Source organism: Kitasatospora sp. NPDC059817, from assembly GCF_042731835.1.
Lineage (GTDB): Bacteria > Actinomycetota > Actinomycetes > Streptomycetales > Streptomycetaceae > Kitasatospora.
Map to the genome: position 1 here is coordinate 26,437 of NZ_JBHWIR010000049.1, position 19,601 is coordinate 46,037.

15 protein-coding genes are annotated in these 19,601 nt (G+C 75.3%); 10 read left to right on the forward strand and 5 right to left on the reverse strand.

Annotation, left to right across the window (positions count from 1 at the left end; translation table 11 throughout):
- Positions 1-42: 42 nt before the first annotated feature.
- The 3 genes from ACFV61_RS13315 to ACFV61_RS13325 all read right to left on the reverse strand — a co-directional run bounded on the left by ACFV61_RS13315 (position 43) and on the right by ACFV61_RS13325 (position 2,639).
- Positions 43-708, reverse strand: coding sequence for a response regulator transcription factor (locus ACFV61_RS13315; RefSeq protein WP_063350741.1), 666 nt, complete (start codon positions 706-708; stop codon positions 43-45).
- Between the two features lie 131 nt (positions 709-839).
- Complete coding sequence (locus ACFV61_RS13320; RefSeq protein WP_380425748.1) at positions 840-1,370, reverse strand: DUF5959 family protein; 531 nt, start codon at positions 1,368-1,370, stop codon at positions 840-842.
- A 264-nt stretch (positions 1,371-1,634) separates the two neighbouring features.
- On the reverse strand, positions 1,635-2,639 hold the full coding sequence (locus ACFV61_RS13325; protein WP_380491655.1) for a ScbA/BarX family gamma-butyrolactone biosynthesis protein: 1,005 nt from the start codon (positions 2,637-2,639) through the stop codon (positions 1,635-1,637).
- A gap of 461 nt (positions 2,640-3,100) precedes the next feature.
- On the opposite strand from ACFV61_RS13325, the gene ACFV61_RS13330 reads away from it, so the two are divergent.
- Complete coding sequence (locus ACFV61_RS13330) at positions 3,101-3,754, forward strand: ScbR family autoregulator-binding transcription factor (RefSeq protein WP_380491657.1); 654 nt, start codon at positions 3,101-3,103, stop codon at positions 3,752-3,754.
- Positions 3,755-3,989: 235 nt separating this feature from the next.
- Complete coding sequence (locus ACFV61_RS13335) at positions 3,990-4,871, forward strand: BTAD domain-containing putative transcriptional regulator (protein ID WP_380491658.1); 882 nt, start codon at positions 3,990-3,992, stop codon at positions 4,869-4,871.
- Between the two features lie 41 nt (positions 4,872-4,912).
- Here ACFV61_RS13335 and ACFV61_RS13340 read toward each other — a convergent pair whose 3' ends face one another.
- On the reverse strand, positions 4,913-5,686 hold the full coding sequence (locus tag ACFV61_RS13340; RefSeq protein WP_380491672.1) for a TioE family transcriptional regulator: 774 nt from the start codon (positions 5,684-5,686) through the stop codon (positions 4,913-4,915).
- Between the two features lie 90 nt (positions 5,687-5,776).
- On the opposite strand from ACFV61_RS13340, the gene ACFV61_RS13345 reads away from it, so the two are divergent.
- Positions 5,777-6,919, forward strand: a complete 1,143-nt coding sequence (locus ACFV61_RS13345; RefSeq protein ID WP_380491660.1) for an erythromycin esterase family protein — start codon at positions 5,777-5,779, stop codon at positions 6,917-6,919.
- A gap of 87 nt (positions 6,920-7,006) precedes the next feature.
- Here ACFV61_RS13345 and ACFV61_RS13350 read toward each other — a convergent pair whose 3' ends face one another.
- Positions 7,007-7,969: a LysR family transcriptional regulator gene (locus ACFV61_RS13350; RefSeq protein ID WP_380491662.1), complete on the reverse strand. Its 963-nt coding sequence runs from the start codon at positions 7,967-7,969 to the stop codon at positions 7,007-7,009.
- 71 nt (positions 7,970-8,040) lie between these two features.
- Here ACFV61_RS13350 and ACFV61_RS13355 point away from each other — a divergent pair, with 71 nt between their 5' ends.
- The 7 genes from ACFV61_RS13355 to ACFV61_RS13385 all read left to right on the forward strand — a co-directional run bounded on the left by ACFV61_RS13355 (position 8,041) and on the right by ACFV61_RS13385 (position 19,480).
- Positions 8,041-8,694, forward strand: a complete 654-nt coding sequence (locus tag ACFV61_RS13355) for a maleylpyruvate isomerase family mycothiol-dependent enzyme (protein ID WP_380491664.1) — start codon at positions 8,041-8,043, stop codon at positions 8,692-8,694.
- Between the two features lie 230 nt (positions 8,695-8,924).
- Positions 8,925-10,013, forward strand: a complete 1,089-nt coding sequence (locus tag ACFV61_RS13360) for a PP2C family protein-serine/threonine phosphatase (RefSeq protein WP_063350747.1) — start codon at positions 8,925-8,927, stop codon at positions 10,011-10,013.
- A gap of 389 nt (positions 10,014-10,402) precedes the next feature.
- Complete coding sequence (locus tag ACFV61_RS13365) at positions 10,403-11,695, forward strand: MFS transporter (protein WP_380344740.1); 1,293 nt, start codon at positions 10,403-10,405, stop codon at positions 11,693-11,695.
- A 74-nt stretch (positions 11,696-11,769) separates the two neighbouring features.
- Entirely contained in the window at positions 11,770-13,044 is a 1,275-nt protein-coding gene (locus tag ACFV61_RS13370) for a non-ribosomal peptide synthetase (protein WP_380491666.1), read from the forward strand.
- A 301-nt stretch (positions 13,045-13,345) separates the two neighbouring features.
- Positions 13,346-16,456: an amino acid adenylation domain-containing protein gene (locus tag ACFV61_RS13375; RefSeq protein WP_380491668.1), complete on the forward strand. Its 3,111-nt coding sequence runs from the start codon at positions 13,346-13,348 to the stop codon at positions 16,454-16,456.
- Positions 16,453-17,628, forward strand: a complete 1,176-nt coding sequence (locus tag ACFV61_RS13380; RefSeq protein WP_063350751.1) for an acyl-CoA dehydrogenase family protein — start codon at positions 16,453-16,455, stop codon at positions 17,626-17,628. Before ACFV61_RS13375 ends, ACFV61_RS13380 begins: the two co-directional genes overlap by 4 nt.
- Before the next feature lie 58 nt (positions 17,629-17,686).
- Complete coding sequence (locus ACFV61_RS13385; RefSeq protein WP_380491670.1) at positions 17,687-19,480, forward strand: AMP-binding protein; 1,794 nt, start codon at positions 17,687-17,689, stop codon at positions 19,478-19,480.
- Positions 19,481-19,601 lie beyond the last annotated feature (121 nt).

Here is a 19,601-nt window from a genome sequence, read left to right on the forward strand (position 1 = left end):
GGTGCCCGCGGCGGGGCCGTCCACGGAACCGCTGCTCCCGGCTCAGCCGCCGTTCTCGGAGAGGTAGGTGAGGACGGCTTTCACCCGCCGGTTGTCGGCTTCGGTCGCCGGCAGGTCGAACTTGGCGAAGACGGCGGCGACGTGCTTCTCCACCGCCCGCTCCGAGACCACGAGCAGCCCGGCGATCGAGCGGTTGGAGTGACCCTGCGCCATCAGCTCCAGCACCTCCCGTTCGCGCGGGGTGAGCGCGTCGACGCGGCTGCGCCGCCCGCCGTGCATCAGGCCGTTGACGATCTCCGGGTCGAGCGCCGTGCCGCCGGCCGCGACCCGCTGCAGCGCGTCCACGAACTCCGAGGTGCGGGCCACGCGTTCCTTGAGCAGATAGCCGACGCCGGCGGCGCCACCTGCGAGCAGCCGGGCCGCCCAGGCGGTCTCGACGTGCTGGGAGAAGACCAGGATGCCGACCCCGGGCGAGGTGGAGCGGAGCTCGACGGCGGCGCGGATGCCCTCGTCGGTGTGGCTGGGCGGCATCCGGATGTCGACCACGGCCACATCGGGCCGGTGCTCGGCGACGGCGGCGACGAGTTCGGGGGCCGTTCCGGCGGTGGCGACCACGGCGCACCCGCGCGCGGTGAGGAGTTCGACCATGCCGTCCCGGAGGATCACCGAGTCCTCGGCGAGGACGACGCGGAGCTGCTTCTCGATCATGTCGCCATTATCGGTGGCGGCCGGGCCACCGCCACCGGACCGGTCATGCTGCCGCTCGCCCTGCCCTGCCCTGCCCGGCCGCTCGCTGCGCCGGGCGTCGGCCCTGTCATCAAAAGGATCCTGACAATCCGTCAGTTGCCGTTCCCCTGCTGCCCACGCCAGGCGTGGATGCCGGGGGCGACCTCGACCACCTCGAACGGGTAGGCGTCCCGGACGAGTTTGAGCAGGGCGCGCTGCTCGTCCAGCCAGCCGGGGGCGGGGGACAGGACGACCCGGAGGGTGACTCCGGAGTCCTCGGCGTCGGAGACGGTCACCCAGAGGCCGCCGGGCCGCCCCGGCTCGATCCGCAGCTCCGGGCCGTGCTCCTCGTCCAGCCAGCGCACTGCCTCGCGCCGCGCCAACCGTTCCAGGGCGGTTTCCCACTGCTGGAGCTGACGCTCCGTCACCAGCGTGACGAACTGCCCGCGGGCCGAGTCGGCGGTGACGGTGATCTCGCAGTCCAGCCAGTCGTGGCCGAGCAGGGAGCCCGGTGCGTGTCGCCCCAGCACCCGCACCCGTACGCTCCGGCCACCGGTGCGCCCCTCGTGCCCGGTGGCGTCGTCGGTGCCGGGGCGGTCCGTCAGTCTGATCAACTCGTTCTGGTGCGAAGCGACTTCACGCACGGTGTACTCCCGGTCACTGCGAATCCAAGGGCTGACATCCTCGCGCAGGTGTTCGTCCGGTGCCAGTCCATGGGAGGGGTTCGTCTCCGACGCGCCGACGGCCCGCCTGACCGTGGAGGTCGGGCGGGCCGGGTGGGACGGTGGGCGGCCGGCGGTCCGTGCTGGTCCGTGCTGGTCAGGGCTGGTCCGCGCTGGTCGGGACTGGTCGGGGTCGGCGCGGGTCGACGGGGCCCGTGAGTGCCGGTCAGCGCCCGGCAGTGCCGGTCACCGCTGGTCGGCGTGGCCGGTCAGGACGGTGGTGAAGATCGGCTCGCCGTTCTGGTGGCCGGTGACGGTGGTGGTGAGGGCGTCCGGGTCGTCACCGGGGGTGTGCCGGGCGGTGATCGTGGTGGCGGCGTCGTGCTCGGCGTACCGGTGGTAGGTGGTCGCGGCGGAGGCGGGGATGACGGTGGCCGGTGAGACGAGCGCGTTGGTGGCCTGGCGGGCGGCCTCCAGCAGGACCATGCCGGGGACGTGGTCGTTGGCGTGGTCGAAGAGGATCGGGTGCCAGGGATCGGGGGTGAGGTGCCAGGTCCCGGGTGCGTCGGCCGGGGTCAGGATGACGTCGCAGGGGCGGATCCGGCCCACTCGGCCCGGGGCCAGCGGCTCGCCGGAGACGGCGGGCGCCGGGTCGGCCTCGCGGCGGGCCCCGCGTAGCCGCCGGTAGGTGGAGTCCGGCACGGTGGTGAACCGGGTGTGTCCGGTGGCGGCGAGGTGGGCGCCGCGTCGGATGACGGCGCTGAGGGTGAAGTCGATGGTGGTGCCGCTCCGGCGCGGCTGCGGGACGAGTCTGGCCTCGATGCTGAGGTCGGTGGGCGCCGCGCCGATGAGCAGTTGGCGGGGGCGGGTGGTGTAGTCGAGGTTCCACATCATGAACTTGTGGTCGAGCGGGACGCCGAACCGGGTGTGCGCGAGGTAGAGCCCGGCTTGGCGGATCGTTTCAGCGGTCTGGATCGGGTCGTGCCGGGTTCCGTCGGGGGTGGTGAAGAAGGTATGGGCGCGCGGCCACTGCGCGGTGACGGCGAAGGTCGTCTCGTTCAGCTGCTCGCTGCCGGTGAGGAAGACCTCGGCGTGGCAGGCCCGGTGGACGTACTCCTTGGCAACGGTGCTGGTCAGGCGCGGTGCCGGTCCGGTCGGCACGGACGGCCCGGCGGTGCGGCCGGGGGTGGTGCCGTGGTCCGCGCCGGCGGCGCGGGAGATGGCGGGGGCGCGGTAGGCAAGCAGGGTCATGGGAGCGCTCCGGAAGGCCGTGGCGGGCGGGGTGGGCTGCTCAGGGCTCGTAAGATACGTACCTTCCGGTTTGGTTTTCAAGGAGCCCGAACGAAGGTTCGTTGGCGGCCGAGCGTGGTCGGGTGGTCGCTCCAGGTGCCGTGTGATGGCCGTCCGGGTGGACCGAGCCTGGGGTGGATGCCGCCTGGCCTGCAAAGGAATCCCCAAAAGCGGGATGACAGGTGCATTATCACAGCGGGCCGTTTTCGGTGGGATGCGGCCAGAAGTGGGGAGCCGGATTCCGGCTCTGTCGGCTGGGGGAGGGGCGGCGGTCGCTTTCCCGCCCTGTGCCGTCCACGCGGTTTTCCTTCGCTCGAAGGCGGGTGCATGCGACCTGGGGAGGAGGGATCGCCGGTTGACCGGCGGGTAAGATACAGGGTGTTTGGTTTTGTTTGCCGAGCGGTTCAGGCGGGGTGGTTGCGGTGGTGCGGCAGGAGCGGGCGATCCGGACGCGTCGGCTGATCCTGGAGGCGGCAGCCTCGGTCTTCGACGAGCACGGGTACGAGGGGGCGACGATCGGCGAGGTGGTCGCCCGCGCGGGTGTGACCCGGGGCGCGGTGTACTTCCACTTCGCGTCGAAGCGGGAGCTCGCGCAGGGCGTCGTGGAGGAGCAGTTCGGTCGGGACGAGATCCCCGAACGGCATTGCAAGCTCCAGGAGTTCGTCGACCTGGGGATGGTCGTCGCGCATCTCATGCCGCGTGACCCGCTGCTGAGCGCGGGCGCGCGGCTCTCGCTCGGCCAGGACGTGTTCGGCGACCTCGGCGGCGGCGCGATCCCCGGCTGGATCGCCCGGCTGGAGGCGGTGCTGACGGCGGCCGGCGAGCGGGGCGAGCTGCTGCCGCACGTGCTGCCGGCCGAGACGGCGTGGCTGGTGACGGGTGCCTGGACGGGCGTGCAGATCCAGTCCCAGAAGATGTCCGGCCGGGCGGATCTGGAGCGCCGGGTGGCCGTGCTGTACCGGCACGTGATGCCGAGCATCACCGTCCCCGGGGTGCTGGCCACGCTGGACCTGGGCTCGGACCGTGGTGAGCGGGTGGTGGCCGAGCTGGCGGCGGCCCGTGCGGGCGGGGCCTGAGAGTGTGCGTCCGGGGTTGACGCGGCGGCGCTCGCGGCGGCGGTCATTCCGGTTGGTCGAAGCAGTCCGGAGCTCGATTGTCCGTTCAAAAACAAACAGCTCGTTCGGTTTTGTATTGACAAACCGTCCGTCCTGTTTTTGGATGAGCACCCGGTGCTCGGCTGTGCGGTAGCCACAGCACCGGCCGGCCGGTGGCCGTCGGGGTCGCCGATCCGTCTGGATTGGGGTGGACGTCATGGAGATCCGGGTGTTAGGGGCCTTGGGGGTCCAGGTGTGCGGGGTGTCGGTGGTGCCCTCGGCGCCGAAACCACGGCAAGTGCTCGCCCTGCTGGCCCTGCGCGCCGACCAGGTCATCTCGGCGGGCGTCCTCGCCGAGGAACTGTGGTCCGGCCATCCGCCGCGCAGCGCGCGCACCACCGTCCAGACCTACGTCCTCCAACTGCGCGACCTCATCGACCGGGCGCTCGCCCACCGCGATGACGCCGGGGGAGCGTGCGGAGCCAAGGACGTCTTGGTGACCTCGCCCGGCGGCTACCGGCTCGACAGCGGCGGCGGACTGGTCGACCTCCAGGAGTTCGACCGCCTCGCGGGCCTCGGCTACCGGGCCATGGACGGCGGCGACTTCCCGCTCGCCGCCCGCCAGTTGGGCGAGGCGCTCGGCCTGTGGCGCGGTCCGGCCTTCGCCGACATCCCGCTCGGCGGTCAACTCGCCGTCGAGGCCAAGCGGTTGGAGGAGACCCGGCTCTGCGCCCTGGACCAGCGGATCGAGGCCGATCTGCGGCTGGGCCGCCACCGCGTCCTGCTCGCCGAACTCACCGTCCTGGTCGACCGCTACCGCACCCACGAGAGCCTGCACGGCCAGTACATGATCGCCCTGCACCGCTCCGGCCGGCGGGGCGAGGCCCTGGAGGCCTACCAGCGCCTGCGCAACACCCTGGTACGGGAGTTGGGCATGGAACCCTCGGCCGGACTGCGACGGCTCCAGCGCTCCATCCTGCTCGCCGACCCCGATCGCCCCGAGCCCGACCGCGCCACCGGCCCCGCCACCACCGCCGGCCCCGCCACCCCCGCCGACCGGACCCCGCCCCGCACCACCCGGCTCACCCGCGTCGGCTGAGCCCACCGCGGCGGCGGCCCGCCGCATCGCTGACGAAGACCCTAGATCTGCTCCGGCCGGGGGCGGCCGGTCAGGCCGAGGTAGTGGCCGAGCCGGGCGGCCGCGTCGAGCATGGCCAGGCCCTGGGCGGTGAGCCTGCGCTGCCAGCCGTCGAGGGCGTCGGCCAGGGAGGCCGTGCCGCCGGCCGTCCGTACCTGTCGGACCACGGTGGCGATGTGGTCCAGCGGGTAGCCGCCGCGCCGGAGCAGGTGGGCGAGTTCGGCGTCGCGGATGTCGTCGGCGCGGAAGACGCGGTGCCCGGTGGCCTGGTCCCGGGCGGGGGTGAGGATGCCCGCGCCCTCCCAGTTGCGCACGGTCGCCGGGGTGACGCCGAGCCGGTGGGCGAGTTCGCCGATGCTCAGGACGGCACCGTCCACCGCGGGCTCCGCCGACGGGCCCGCCGCAAGATCCGCCGCAATGTCCCACGCCGCGTCGGGCCGCGCCGCAAGGTCCCGCGCCGCAAGGTGGTGCACGGCCTTCCGCACCGCGTCCAGGGTGTCCCGGTCGCGGAGCAGTTGGCCGTGCCCGCGGTCGATGGCCGTCAGGGCGTCGTCGAGCCCGCCCCGGTGGAGCGCGGTCATGATCCGGCCGCCGGTCGCGTGGCCGTACGCCGCGACGAGGGAGCGGTAGGCGTCGAGCGCGGCCGCGTGCACCTCGGTGTAGATCCGGTAGCCGCTGGCGGTGCGTTCGGCGGGCGGGAGGAAGCCGTCCCGTTCGTAGTTGCGTACGGCCTGGGCCGAGAGGCCGTGCCCGCGGGCGAGGTCGGAGGGGCGCATGGTGGTCACCGGTTTGAGGCTTCAGCGGAGGATCGGGCGGTCGGAGCAGGAAAAGTCTCAACCGTTCTTTCAAGGATACGCTTGAGGACCATGAGTCAGGACTTGCGAGACCTCGTCCCTTCGTCGTGCGCACTGCTGGCGCTCGGTGAACCCACCCACCGGGAACCGGCCTTCGCGCGGATCCGCAACGAGCTGTTCGCCCAGCTGGTCGACCGGGGATTCCGGTCGATCGCCCTCGAAACCGACCGGGTGGCCGCGCTCGCCGTGAACGACTTCGTCCAGGAGGGGGTGGGCACCCTCGACTCGGTGATGGGCGAGGGCTTCTCCCACGGCTTCGGAGAGCTGGACGGCAACCGGCGGCTGGTCGCCTGGATGCGCGAGTACAACCGGAGCCGGCCGCCGGCGGACCGTCTGGCCTTCCACGGCTTCGACGCGCAGACGGAGAACACCAGCGCACCCAGCCCGCGGCGCTATCTCGAACACGCCCGCGACTACCTCGGGCTCGACCTCGACCTCGCCGGCCTGATCGGCGACGACCAGCGCTGGAGCCGCCCCGAGGCGGTCCTGGACCCGGAGATGTCGCCCGGCGCCTCCGCCGAGGCGGAGAAGCTGCGGACGATCGCCGACGACCTGCTCACCCTGCTGTACGCGCGGGCCCCGGAACTGGTCGCGGCGACCTCGCGCGCCGAGTGGCGCAGGGCCAGGACGCACCTCACCGCCGGCCTCGGCCTGCTCCGCTACCACCGGCAGTCGGCCGAGCACCTGGAGCCGGGCGCCCGGCTGTCCGGCCTCCTCGGCACCCGGGACGTGCTCATGGCCCAGAACCTCCTCGACATCCGCAGCGGCGAGGCCCGCCGAGGGGGAACCCTCGTCTTCGCCCACAACCTCCACCTGCAACGGCAGCCGAGCACCATGCGGTTGGCGGACCTGGACCTGGCCTGGAGCGGCACCGGCGCCATCCTGGACTCCCTGGACGAGCCGTACACCTTCGTCCCCGGCAGCCTGGGGCGCAGCGCGGCCGTCGGGCTCCAGGAGCCCGAGCCGGACACCCACGAGGGCGCGCTCCAGCGCGGGGCCGCCACCTGGGGACTGGTCGAGCCCGGTGCGGCCGCCGGCGGCCGGACGCGCACCGACACCACGCCTGATCAGGGCTACTTCCCGCTCGACCGGGCTGTCCTCGACGGGGCCGACGCGATTCTGCACATCGGCGACGGCACCGCCGCCGCGTCCTGACGGGGCACCGCCGCCGCGCTCTGACGTGACGTCACCACCGCCGTCGCGCTGACACGGCGGCCTGCGGAGGGCGGACCCCCGGCAGCGTCAGGTACGGGCCCCCGGGCCCGGATAGGACGTCCGCAAGTGGCCCAGGAGCGCGGCCGTGGGCGGCGCGATGGGGCGGCCGGTCGGCCAGGCCAGCGCGATCCGCACCAGCGGGACGGGGTCGGTGAGCGGCCGGATCCGCAGCCCGGGGGCGGGCGGCGGATCCGGCAGCACGGCCACGCCCAGCCCGTGCGCGGCGAGTTCGGCCAGCTGCGGCGGGGCGGCCGCCTCGACCGCGACCGTGGGGCGCGCCCCGGCCGCGGCCAGGGCCTGCTCCAGCGCCGTCCGCAGGCCGGTGCCGCGCGGGGTGCTCACCAGGGCGTGCCCGGCCAGCGCGGCGACCGGCAGGGGGCCGTCCGGTCCGCCGGCCAGCGGGTGGTGCCCGGTGAAGGCGGCGACCAGCGGGGCTTCCAACACGGTGTGCAGGGCGAGCCCGGCCAGCGTCCGCCAGCCGTCGTCGTCGTCCCGTCCGCTGGCGGCGGTGGGCAGGCCGATCACGGCGAGGTCCAGCCGCCCCTTGCGCAGCGCGCCGAGCATCCGCGCGGTACCGTCCTCGGCCAGCGAGAGGTCGATGCCCGGGTGGTCGCGGCGGAACGCGGCGAGTGTGGTGGCGAGTCCGGGGAGGTCGTCCGCCCCGGCCGGCGGGACAGGGCCCAGGGCTGCCCCGGAGACCAGCCCGAGCCGGACGTGTCCGCGCCGCAACCCACCGAAGTCCTGCGCCGTCTGCCGCGCCGCCGCGGCGGAGGCGAGCGCCGCCCGCGCGTGCGGGAGCACCGCCTCGCCGACCGGGGTGAGCCGGACGGCGCGCCCGCTGCGGTCCAGCAGTCGGTGGCCCAACTCCTTCTCCAGCTGCCGGATCTGGGCGCTCACCCCGGGCTGGGTGAGGTGCAGCAGCTCGGCGGCGCGGGTGAAGCTGCCCTGCTGGGCCACGGTGACGAAGTACTGGAGCTGCCGGAGTTCCATAACTTCTGATGATAGGTGGAAGAACTCCCCGGTCTTGGACGTACGGAGGGCCCCGGCCGCAGGCTGGAGGCATGGAAACCGTGCAGCACGACCAGGGCGTCGACTGGGTCCGCGAACAGATCGCGGCCGAACGCCGGGAACTCGCCGAGGTGTTCACCACCTTCACCCGGGACCAGTGGAACTCCCCGTCGCTGTGCTCCGGTTGGCGCGTCCGCGAGGTCGCCGCCCATATGAGCACCGGCTTTCGCTACTCCACGGCCCGCAACCTCGCGGACCTCATGCGGGCCGGCGGCTCCCTCCACCGGATGACCGACCGGGTGGCCCGCCGCGACGCCGCCGCCCTCACCGACCGCCAACTCGCCGCCGCCCTCGCCGACCACGCCGAACACCCCTGGCGCCCCCCGGTCGGCGGCCGGATCGCCGCCCTCGGCCACGACGTCGTCCACGGCCTCGACATCACGACCGCGCTCGGCCTGCCCTCGCGCCTCCCGCTGCCTCGGGTCACCGCCCTGCTCGCCACCGTCTCCCGCCGCAGCCTGCGCTTCTTCGGCGCCCGACTCGACGGCGTCCACCTGCGGGCCACGGACACCGGCTGGGCGTACGGCGAGGGCCCGGCCGTGGTGGAGGGCCGGGCCGAACACCTCCTGCTGCTCGCCTACGGGCGCCGCCTGCCGCCCGGCCTGGTCACCGGCCCGGGCGCGGGGCGGTTCACCCTGGACGGGTAGCGGGCGCGGCCGCTCTCGGGTGTCCGGCCGTCGGCGAGAGCGCCGTGCAGGTACCGAAGCAGGTCGCCAGGCTGACCCACGGCCCCCGACCCCGGCTCCCGACCCCGCGAGGCGCCGCCGCGCGCTTCGCTCCCCGCGGCGCAGCCGGGGGCGCGCGGGGGTGAGCAGGGGTGGCTAGGATCGGAATCGCATATTCCGGATAGGCGGTGAGACGGGAAGCAAGGTCTCCGATGGCCCCGAGGTCCGAGCAGTGGCCGCCGTACGTGCGGTTCGCGCCGTGGTTGCTGATCGTCGGCGGGCTCGTCTGGAACTCCCTGGATCCCACCGACTACTGGGGCGACCCGCTCCTGGCGGCCGCCGCCGTCCTGACCGGCGCGCTGCTGACCTTGCGGGACACCCTCGCGGTGGGCGTCGCCAATGTGACCGGCATCCTCGTGCTGGCCGTGCGGGACGGCTCGATCGGCACCCAGGACGGCTACCTGGAGCTGGTGAACACGGCCTTCGCCGCGCTGCTCGGCGTCTGGGTCAACCGCGTCGTCGCCCGGCACGGGGAGCGGCTGGCGCAGGTGCGGTCGGTGGCCGAGGCCGCCCAGCGGGCGGTGCTGCCCGAGCCGCCCGCGCGGGTGGGCCGGCTGTCGGTCGCCGCCTGCTACCGGGCGGCGCAGACCGAGGCACTGATCGGCGGCGACGCGTACGCGCTGCAGGCGACCCCGTACGGCGTACGGGTGCTGATCGCGGACGTACGGGGCAAGGGGCTGCAGGCGGTCGGCGCGGTGTCGGTGCTGCTCGGCGCGTTCCGGGAGGACGCCCACCGCGCGCCGGACCTCGCGGCGCTGGCCGACGGGTTGGAGCGGGCGCTCGCCCGGGAGAGCGCGCTGCTGGCCGAGGAGGTGCGGCTGGAGGGGTTCATCACGGCACTGCTGGTCGAGTTCCCGCCGGGTGAGGACGTCGTGCGCACGCTCGACTGCGGGCACCCGGGGCCGTACCTCCTGGGCGGCCCGGACGCGGTGCGCCGGTTGGACGCCGCCGACCCGGGGCTGCCGCTCGGGATGGGCTCGCTGGGCGTGGCCCGGCCGGTGCCGCAGACCCGGCCGTTCCCGCCGGGGTGCACGCTGCTGCTGGTGACCGACGGGGTGACGGAGGCCCGGGACGCGGCCGGGGAGTTCTACGATCCGCTGCTCGCCCTGGGCCCGCTCGGCCCGTTCGACGGCCCCCAGGAGGCCGTCGACGCGCTGGTGGCGGACGTGGAGCGGTGGACGGGCGGGCCGCGGGACGACGACATGGCGGTGCTGGCGGTGACCTGCCGGGAGGCGGACTGAGCGGCGGGGCCCGGTCCGGCCCGTCCGGCGGCGCGGGTGCTTCTTCCCACGGCCTCCTGCGGCGCGGCCGATATCACGATCAGGTGACGGACAGTCAGTGTTTCGCATGATCCAGCCAAGTTGAGTGACGGCGTCCGGTGGCCGGAATGCGAATGCCCGCATAGCGGACGGCGAATTGGACGTGCGGGGCCCGTGGTGTGCCGGGTGGCCGCGCGAGTGGTCCGCCCCTGGTCGGCGGCCTGCGCGGACGTCCCGGCGGGAGCGTGTTCGGCCGTATGGGGGCCGTAAGGGCGGGTCGCGGGAGTGGCGCGATAGGGCCGACCCGTGGTTCGTCCGGAAACGGACGCGATGCTTGCCCAGTAGCGAAGTGGTGACCGAAAGTCGCACTGATGAACGAGACGCCAAGCCCCCGCCGCGACCGACTGCTCGGCCACCGCGACTTCCGACTCCTGCTCACCGGAGCCGCGACGGCCCAGACGGGCAGTCAGGTGACCCTGGTCGCGCTCCCGTTGGTGGCGGTGGTGGTGCTCGATGCCACACCCTTCGAGGTCGGCCTGCTGACCGCCGCCGAGACCGCCGCGTTCCTGCTGGTCGGCCTGCCGGCCGGCGCCTGGCTGGACCGGATGCGCAAGCTCCCGGTGCTGATCCGCGCCGACGTGGTGCGCTGCCTCGCCGTCGGGTCGATCCCGCCGGCCGCCGCGCTCGGCGTGCTGACCATGGCCCAGCTCTACCTGGTGGCGCTGGTCACCGGGGTGGCGACGGTCTTCTTCGACGTCGCCCACCAGTCCTTCCTGCCGTCCGTCCTGCCGCGCGAGCAACTGGTCGGGGGCAACGGCGCGATCGAGACGGTCCGCTCCTCGGCGCAGATCGTCGGGCCCGGGCTCGGCGGCGGCCTGGTCCAGCTGCTCGGCGCGTCGCTCGCCATCGTGGCCGACGCCGTCGGCTACCTCGCCTCCGCCCTGCTGCTCGCCCGGATCCGGGTCGAGGAGCCCCAACCGGAGCCGGCGACCGGACGGTCGCTGCGCGCCGAGGTCGCCGAGGGCGTGCGCTTCGTGCTCGGGCACCCGCTGCTGCGGGCGATCGCCACCGCGACCGCCGTGTCCAACCTGTTCGCCGCCGTGCTGGCGGCCGTGCAGACGGTGTTCTGGGTGCGGGTGCTCGACCTGGCGCCGGGCGCCATCGGCCTGCTGCTGTCGGCCTCCGCCGTCGGCGGCCTGGCCGGGGCGCTGTGCGCGGGGCGGCTGGCGGCGTGGCTCGGCCAGGCCCGGCTGATCTGGCTCGCCACCGTGGTGACGGCGCCGTTCGCGCTGCTGTGGCCGCTGTCCGGCCGGGGCGCGGGCGTGGTGCTGTTCGGGATCGCCTCGGCGGTGGTGCTGTTCGGCGCGGTGGCCTACAACGTCGCCCAGGTGAGCTTCCGGCAGAGCCTGTGCCCGCCGGAGCTGCTCGGCCGGATGAACGCCACCATGCGTTTCCTGGTCTGGGGCACGCTGCCGATCGGCGCGCTCGTCGGCGGCACCGTCGCCGACGCGGCCGGACCGCGCGCCGCGCTGTGGCTGTGCGCGGCGGGCTTCCTGCTCGTCCCGGTGCCGCTGCTGCTGTCGCCGCTGCGCCGGCTGCGGGACCTCCCGGCCGAAACCGCCGCCACGGCCGGGGAGGAGCCCGTCGCGAGCCCCGCCGCCTGACGCACCCGGCCGCCCGACGAGCCCCGCCGCCTGACGTCCGAACCGAACCGAGACCGGAAACCGGAGACCGTTCCGTGCACGCCAGCATCACCGCCGCCTACCTCGCCCGGTACCGTTCCGCCGCCGCCGACTCCCCGACGGACCTGCTCCCGCTCACCGGCGCCCAGCGGCGCTTCCTGATCACCCGCAGGCTCGCGCCGCAGGGCCGGCCCGAGGTCGTCCCGCTGTTCCACGCCTACCCGGGTGGCACCCTCGACCTGCCCCGGCTGGCCCGCGCCGCCGCCGCCACCGCCGCCCGGCACCCGGCGCTGTGCGGCGGCTTCGGGACGGTGCGCGGCACGCCCGTCCTGCGGGTCGGCGCCCCCTCGGCCGAAGCCGCCCGGATCGCCGTCCCGCCCGGCGGCACCGCCGGGTCCGCCCTGCGCGAAGCCCTGCTGGACTGGCCCGCCGACGGGCCCGCGCTGCGCCTGCTGGTGGCCCGGGAGCCGGACGGCGAGGAGGAACTGCTCGCCCTCGCGGTGGACCACGCGGCCTGCGACGAGCAGTCGCTCGGCATCCTGACCGCCGACCTCACCGACGCCTACGCCCGGGACGACCACGCCCAGGAGGCCGTCGCCGCCCCCGACCAGGACGCCCTGGCGGCCTACCGGGAGGCCGTCGAACGGCAACTGGCCGCCGAGGACGCCGCCGGCGGCCCCGCCGCACAGGCCCACTGGGGCCGCCGGCTCGGCGGCGTCACCGGGACGGGCGGGGGAGCGGCCGGCTCCACCGGCATGCTCAGCCACCGGCTGCCCGCCGCCGAGGGGGCCGCCCGCACCGCCTTCTTCCCCGCACTGCTGGACGCCACCGCGGCCGCCGCCCACCGGCTGCACCGGACCGACGGGCAGCTCGCCCTCGGCTACCCGTGGGGCGGCCGCCCGCCCGGCGCGCCCGCCGCGCTCGGCTGCTTCCTCAACACCCTGGTGCACCCCGCCGCACCCGGCGCGGCCACCGCCCTGGAGGACCTCGCCGACGCCTGGTGGGACGACCTCGACCACGCCGACACCCCGTTCGACGAGGTGGTCCGGGCCGCCCGCACCGCCGGCGCCCCGTGGACGGGCGCCCTGGACGGCATGCTCACCCTGGAGGACCTGCACCGCCGCCCGCCGCTGGTGCTCGGCGGCGTGCCCGGCCGGGAGATCCACCTGGCCGGGCGGCCGCTCGCCGCGCCGTTCGCGGTCGCCGCCTCGCACGGCGACGACCTGCTGGTGCGCCTCGCCTGGGACCGCGAACGGTTCCCCGAGGACGCCGCCACCGCCGCCTTCGACGACCTGCTCGCCACGCTGCGCCGCCACCTGCGGACGGCCTGACCCGCCCGGCCCGACCCCGCGCCGGACACCTGATCCGGACACCTGATCCGGACGCCTGATCCGGACCCGACCCGAAGCCGCCCCGGCCCCGACCCGAAGCCGTACCGGACCCGCACCGGACGTCCGCATCAGGACGCCCGCCCCGGACGCCTGACCCGCCCCGGACCGAAGCCGCCACCGAATCCCCACACCGACCGCCGGGCCGTGCCACCACCCCGGCGCGCCCGGAACCAGGGCCGGGCCATCCACGCCCGCCCCGTCACCGCAGGGCCAACACGCCCACCACACAAGGGAGTCACCGATGTTTGCGCTCTCCTCCTCGCAGGAGATCGTCTGGCTGCACGAGCAGATGCTGCCCGGCAGTCGTGCGTACAACTTCACCGCCGTGCTCGACCTCTGGGGCACCCTCGACGAGGACGCGCTGCACGCCGGACTGGCCGCCGTCCTCGCCCACCACCCGGGCCTGCGCCTGGAACTGGTCCCCCGCCCGGAGGGCCTGCCCGGCCAGCGGGTCGCCGAGCACTGCGAACCGACGCTGCGCCGCAGCGACTTCGCCGCCGAGGCCGACCCGGACGCCGCCTTCCGCGAGCTGCTGGCCGCCGAGGCCGAGGAGCCGGTGGACACCGAGAAGGCGCCGGTGCTGCGCTGGCACCTGGTGCGCCTCGGCACGGACCACCACCGGCTGATCCACGTCGAGCACCACCTCGTCCACGACGGCCACTCCTTCGCGATCCTGCTGCGCGACCTGTTCACCGTCTACCGCGCCCACGTCCTCGGCGAGCCCTACCAGCTGCCCGAGGCGCCCTCGTACGAGCAGCACGCCCGTACGGCCGTCGACCCGGACGCCCGCGAGCGCGCGCTCGCCTTCTGGCTGCGGGAGCTGACCGACGCCCCGCGCGAGGTCACCCTGCCCGGGCTGGCCAACCCCGCCGCGGTGCGCCGCCACCGCGGCGGCCAGATGCGCCAGGCGATCGGCGCCGACCTGGCCGAGCGGCTGCGCACCCGCAGCAAGGAGGACGGGCACACCCCATTCAGCACCCTGCTCACGCTCTTCGCCGAACTGCTGCGCCGGCACTCCGGGCACCGCGAACTCGTCGTCGGCACCGCCGTCGGCAACCGCCCTGAGGGCTTCGAGGGCACCGTCGGCATGTTCGTGAACACCGTGCCGCTGCACCTGCGACTGGACCCGTCCGCCCCCGGCACCGAGGCCGTCGACGAGGTGACCGACGTCCTGCTGCGCGCGCTGCCCTACCAGGACCTGCCGGTCCAGGAGCTGACCCGCCGGCTCGGCCTGCACACCGGCGGCGCCGACAACCCGCTGTTCAACGTGATGTTCAGTGCGCACGACGCCGCGCTGCCGGACGTCCAGGCGCCCGGTCTCGAAGTCTCGCTGTACGAAGGCTTCAACACCGGCACCACCCGCTTCGACCTCGACCTGGTGCTGCTGCCCGACGACCGCCGGGTGGTCGGCGAGAAGCACGGCGGCGCCGGGATGACCCTGGTCTGGGACTACGACGCCGACCTCTTCGGCGAGGCCGAGGCCACCCTGCTGGCCGACCGCCTGCTCCAGCTGCTGCGCTGCTACCTCGACCGGCCCGAGGCCACGCTGGCCGCGCTCGACCCCGCCCCGGCCGCCGAACCCGCCACCGCCGTCGCCCGGGCCGGTCTCGACCCGGCCGCCGCCCACGACCCCACGGCGATCGCGATGATCGCCGGCACCGAGCGCCTCAGCTACGGCGAGCTCGACCGCCGCGTCACCCAGCTGGCCGAACGCCTGCGCGCCGCCGGCGTCACCCCCGGCCAGCCGGTCGCCGCCGTGCTGCCGCGCGGCGTGGACAGCGTCGTCGCCCTGCTCGCCTGCCTGCGGTACGGCGCCGTGTACGCGCCGCTGTCCGCCGAGGACCCGGCCGCCCGGCTCGGCCTGCTGCTGGACCGGCTGGCCCCGGCCCTGGTGCTGGCCACCCGGCAGAGCGCGCTCGCCCTGCCCGCCGACGGCGTCACCCCCGCGCTGCTGGACGGCCCGGCCTTCCCCAAGGCCGAGCCCGCCGCAGTGGTGGAGGGCGCCGCCTACCTGATCCACACCTCCGGCTCCACCGGCGTGCCCAAGCCCGTCCTGGTCGGCCGCGACGCGCTCGCCGGGTACGTCGCCGCGATCGCCGCCCGCTACGAACTGACCCCCGCCGACCGGGTGCTGCTGTTCGCCCGCCCGTCCTTCGACGTGGCGCTGGAGGAGGTGCTGCCCGCGCTCGCCGCCGGCGCCGCCCTGGTCGTGCCGCAGCGCGAGGTTCCCACCGGGCCCGAGCTCGTCGCCGTGCTCGCCGCCCGCGGCGTCACCGTCGCCAACCTGCCGACCAGCTACCTGCTCGCCGTCCGCGAGGACCTGCGCGAGGCGCTGCGCGACGGCCGCTGGGCGCCCCGGCTGCTCGTCCTCGGCGGCGAGCGCCTGCCCGCCCGCGCGCTGACCGGCCTGATCGAGGCCACCACCGTGCTGAACGCCTACGGCGTCACCGAGGCCACCGTCACCTCCACCGTGTACGAGGTCACCGCCGCCGACGTGGCCGAGGACGGCGAGATCCCGCTCGGCGCCGAACTGGACGGCGTGCGCCTGCACGTCCTGGACGAGGCGCTGCGCCCGCTCCCGGCCGGCTGCGTCGGCGAACTCGCCGTCAGTGGAGCCCTGTTGGCCGACGGCTACCTCGGTCTGCCGGAGCCGACCGCGGCCCGCTTCGTCACCGTGCCCGCCCTCGGCGGCGAGCGTGTCTACCGCACCGGCGACCGCGGCTACCGCGACCTGCGCGGCCGGCTGTGCTTCCTCGGCCGAGCCGACAACCAGGTCAAGCTGCGCGGCCACCGGATCGAACTGGAGGAGATCGAGGCCGCCGCCTCCGCCGAACTCGGCGGCCGCTCCTGCGCGGTGGTGCTGCACACCGACCCGCAGGCCGGCCCGCGCCTGATCGGCTTCCTGGAGGGCGCCGACCGCCCCGACCAGGCCGCCCTGCACGCGGCGCTCGCCCAGCGGCTGCCCGGCGGGCTCGTCCCCGCCACCTGGACGGCCGTCGAGACGATGCCCACCCTGCCCGGCGGCAAGCCCGACCGCGCCGCCCTCGCCCGGCTCGCCGACGAGGCCCCCGCCCAGGAGGCCGCCCCGGCCGCCGAGAGCGCCTTCGCCGACCCCGGCCAGGAACTGATCGCCGCCGCCTGGCGCGAGGTGCTCGGCCACGACCGCTTCACCGCCGAGTCCCACTTCTTCGAGGTCGGCGGCCACTCGCTGCTCGCCGCCCAGCTCGCCGCCTGGCTGGAGCCGCACCTCGGCAGCCGCCCGCCGCTGCGCACCCTGTTCCGCCACGCCGTCCTGGCCGACCAGGCCAGCGCCCTCACCGGCCAGCACCCCGGAAAGGCAGACCGCGCATGAGCGCCCCCTCCGCCGTCCTCGAAGACGCCCACCGCGAACTCGTCGACGCCTTCGAGAGCTTCGTCCGCCGCGAGCTCGTCCCGCTGGCCGCCGAACTGCCCGAGACCGCCGACGAGGTGCCCGCCGAACTGCGCGCCTACGTCCGCAAGCGCTCCGCCGCGCTCGGCTTCTACGCCGGCGACTACCCCGAGGAACTCGGCGGCGCCGACATGCCGTTCACCGCCGTCGTCCTGCTGCACCACGCCGCCGGGCGCAGCGGCTGCCCGCTCGCGCCGTACGCCCTGGCCGGCTCCGACGGCCCCAGCCCGCTGCTGCGGCACGGCACCCCCGAGCAGATCGAGCGCCACCTCGTGCCGCTGGTGCGCGGCGAGCAGACCCGCTGCCTCGCCCTCACCGAGCCGCACGCCGGCTCCGACGCGTTCCGCCTCACCACCACCGCCGTGCGCACCGCCGACGGCTGGGTGCTGAACGGCCGCAAGACCTTCGTCAGCAACGCCGACCGGGCCGGCCTGGTGCTCGTCGTCACCGCCACCGACCTCGGCGAGGGGGCCGGGCCCACCGCCGGCGCCACCGCCTTCGTCCTCCCGATCGACCAGCCCGGCCTGCGGATCGGCCAGCGCTACGAGGGCATGTCCGGCGAACCGCTGTTCGAGCTGCTGCTCGACCAGGTCACCGTCTCCACCGACGCCGTGATCGGCGGCGAGGAGGGCGTCGGCGCGGCCACCGCCCTCGCCATGGACAGCCTCTCCCGGGGCCGCCTGGTCGTCGCCGCGATGTGCAACGGCATCGCCGAGTACGCGCTGCGCATGGGCGTCGAGTACGCCCGCGAGCGGCGCGCCTTCGGCAAGGTGATCGGCGAGTACCAGCACATCCAGGAGCACCTGGTGGCCACCCGGGCCGAGGTGGAGTGCTCCAAGCTGCTCACCCTCGCCTGCGCCCGGCTGGTCGACGACGGCACCGAGGCGCCGGAGAACGCGGCGCTCGCCAAGCTCACCGCCTCCGAGACCGCCGTGCGCGCGGTGGACCGCTCGCTCCAGGTGCACGGCGCCACCGGCTGGGTGCGCGGCCACCCGCTGGAGTTCCTGTACCGCTACGTGCGGATGACCACGATCATCGAGGGGACCTCCGAGGTCCAGAAGGTGATCATCGCCCGCTCCATGGGCCTGAACTGACAGTCCGTCAACGATCTGTCAACAGCCTGTCAACGGCCTGAACCACCTGGAGACGATGATGGAAACCCTGAGCATCGAATACGGCCGCCCGCACCAGGACGGCGCGGTCCTCGACCTGTTCGCCACCTGGGTGCACCGGACCCCGGACGCGCCCGCCCTGATCGACGGCGCCCGCACCTACAGCTACGCCGAACTCGACCGCCTCGCCGACACCGTGGCCGCGGCGCTGCGCGACCGGATCCGCCCCGGCGACCTGGTCGGCGTCTGCCTCGGCCACTCCGCCGCCCTGGCCGCCGTCACCCTCGCCACCGCCAAGCTCGGCGCCGTCCACCTGCCGCTCGGCCCGCGCCCCGGCGAGCGCCGGCTCCAGGCCGTCGCCGAGCAGCTGCGGCCCGCCTGCCTGGTCGGCGACCCGGCCCGGCTTCCCCAGGGCGGCGAGCAGCTGGCGCTCGACCTGGACCCGACCACCGACGTGGTCGCCGCGTTCGTCCCCGGCGAGCAGGTCCACGTGCCCGCCGGCACCCACTACGCGGTGCTCACCTCCGGCTCGACCGGCACCCCCAAGGCCGTCGCCGTCGGCGAGCCCGCCCTCGGCGCGCTGCTCCACTGGTACCGCGAGCTGACCGGCCTCGGCCCCGGCGAGCGGCACAGCCTGCTGATCGGCGTGTCCTTCGACCCGCACGTCCTGGAGCTGTGGGCCACCCTCACCTCCGGCGCCGCACTCACCCTCGCCCCCGAGGCCGTCCGCTGGGACCCGGGCGCGCTCACCGACTGGTGGCGCGAGGCCGGCGTCACCGTCAGCATCCTGCCCACCCCGCTCGCCGAACCGATCCTGGCGCGCGCGTGGCCGGACGGGCTGGCGCTGCGCCACCTCACCATCGGCGGCGACCGGCTGCGCCGCGCCCCCGGCCCGGACGTCACCGCGGCCGTCCACAACGCCTACGGCCCCGCCGAGGCCACCGTCACCACCACCGTGCACACCATGGCGCCCGGCCTCGACCACGGCGCCGGCGCACCCCCGATCGGGCTGCCCGTCCCGGGCGCGGTCGTCCTGGTCACCGACGAGGACGGCCGGCCGGTGCCGCGCGGCCAGGCCGGCGAACTGCGCATCGGCGGCCGGGGCCTGGCCGCCGGCTACCTCGACCCCGAGCTGACCGCCCGGCGCTTCGTCGGCGTGCCGCCCGGCGTGGACGGCATCGACCGGGTCTACCGCAGCGGCGACCGGGTCGTGATGGGCGCCGACGGCGTGCTGGAGTTCCACGGCCGGCTCGACGACCAGGTCAAGGTCAGCGGCGTCCGGGTCGAACCCGCCGAGGTCGAGGCCGCGTTCGAGCGCGACCCGCGGGTGCGCCGGGCCGTGGTGGCCGCGGCCCCGGCGCCGACCGGCGGCGTCCGGCTGCTCGCCTTCGTCCAGACCGTCGAGGGGCCCTCGGCGGCCGGCGCCGACGGACTGCTGGCGGCGGTCCGGCCGTGGCTGCCCGAGCAGGCCGTCCCGTCGGCCGTCCGCCTGGTCGACACCTTCCCGCTGGACGCCAACGGCAAGGTCGACCGCGCCGCCCTGCTGCTCGCCCCGGCCGCGGACGAGCCGGTCGCGGCGGAGGAGGGCGCCACGCCCACCGAGCGCACCGTGCTGCGCCTGTGCCGCGACCTGCTCGGCCGCGCCGACCTCGGGCCCGGCGACAACTTCCTCGCCTCGGGCGGCAACTCGCTCGCCGCCGCACGGCTGCTGGAGGCCCTGGAGGAGGAGTGCGGGGTGCGGCTGCGCGCGCCCCTGGTGCTGCGCCAGCCCGACCTGCGGGCCGTCGCCCGGCTGGTGGCGGAGCGGCAGCCGACCGCCGCCGCCGCCGTCTGACCGCCCGCCCGCCCGTACGACCTGCGCAGGGCGGGGCCCCGCCCGGCGCGGGCCGGGGCGCCCCCCGGGGGCCCCACACCCACCCCCCCCCCCCCCCCCCCGGAGCGCCCCCCCCCCCCCC

What these genes read in the sequence shown, in the direction of transcription:
- ACFV61_RS13315 (WP_063350741.1), bottom strand. Translation starts at nt 708, where the DNA reads ATGATCGAGAAGCAGCTCCGCGTCGTCCTCGCCGAGGACTCGGTGATC.
- ACFV61_RS13325 (WP_380491655.1), bottom strand. Translation starts at nt 2,639, where the DNA reads ATGACCCTGCTTGCCTACCGCGCCCCCGCCATCTCCCGCGCCGCCGGC.
- ACFV61_RS13355 (WP_380491664.1), top strand. Translation starts at nt 8,041, where the DNA reads ATGGAAACCGTGCAGCACGACCAGGGCGTCGACTGGGTCCGCGAACAG.
- ACFV61_RS13375 (WP_380491668.1), top strand. Translation starts at nt 13,346, where the DNA reads ATGTTTGCGCTCTCCTCCTCGCAGGAGATCGTCTGGCTGCACGAGCAG.
- ACFV61_RS13380 (WP_063350751.1), top strand. Translation starts at nt 16,453, where the DNA reads ATGAGCGCCCCCTCCGCCGTCCTCGAAGACGCCCACCGCGAACTCGTC.
- ACFV61_RS13340 (WP_380491672.1), bottom strand. Translation starts at nt 5,686, where the DNA reads ATGCGCCCCTCCGACCTCGCCCGCGGGCACGGCCTCTCGGCCCAGGCC.
- ACFV61_RS13335 (WP_380491658.1), top strand. Translation starts at nt 3,990, where the DNA reads ATGGAGATCCGGGTGTTAGGGGCCTTGGGGGTCCAGGTGTGCGGGGTG.
- ACFV61_RS13360 (WP_063350747.1), top strand. Translation starts at nt 8,925, where the DNA reads ATGGCCCCGAGGTCCGAGCAGTGGCCGCCGTACGTGCGGTTCGCGCCG.
- ACFV61_RS13345 (WP_380491660.1), top strand. Translation starts at nt 5,777, where the DNA reads ATGAGTCAGGACTTGCGAGACCTCGTCCCTTCGTCGTGCGCACTGCTG.
- ACFV61_RS13385 (WP_380491670.1), top strand. Translation starts at nt 17,687, where the DNA reads ATGGAAACCCTGAGCATCGAATACGGCCGCCCGCACCAGGACGGCGCG.
- ACFV61_RS13365 (WP_380344740.1), top strand. Translation starts at nt 10,403, where the DNA reads ATGAACGAGACGCCAAGCCCCCGCCGCGACCGACTGCTCGGCCACCGC.
- ACFV61_RS13350 (WP_380491662.1), bottom strand. Translation starts at nt 7,969, where the DNA reads ATGGAACTCCGGCAGCTCCAGTACTTCGTCACCGTGGCCCAGCAGGGC.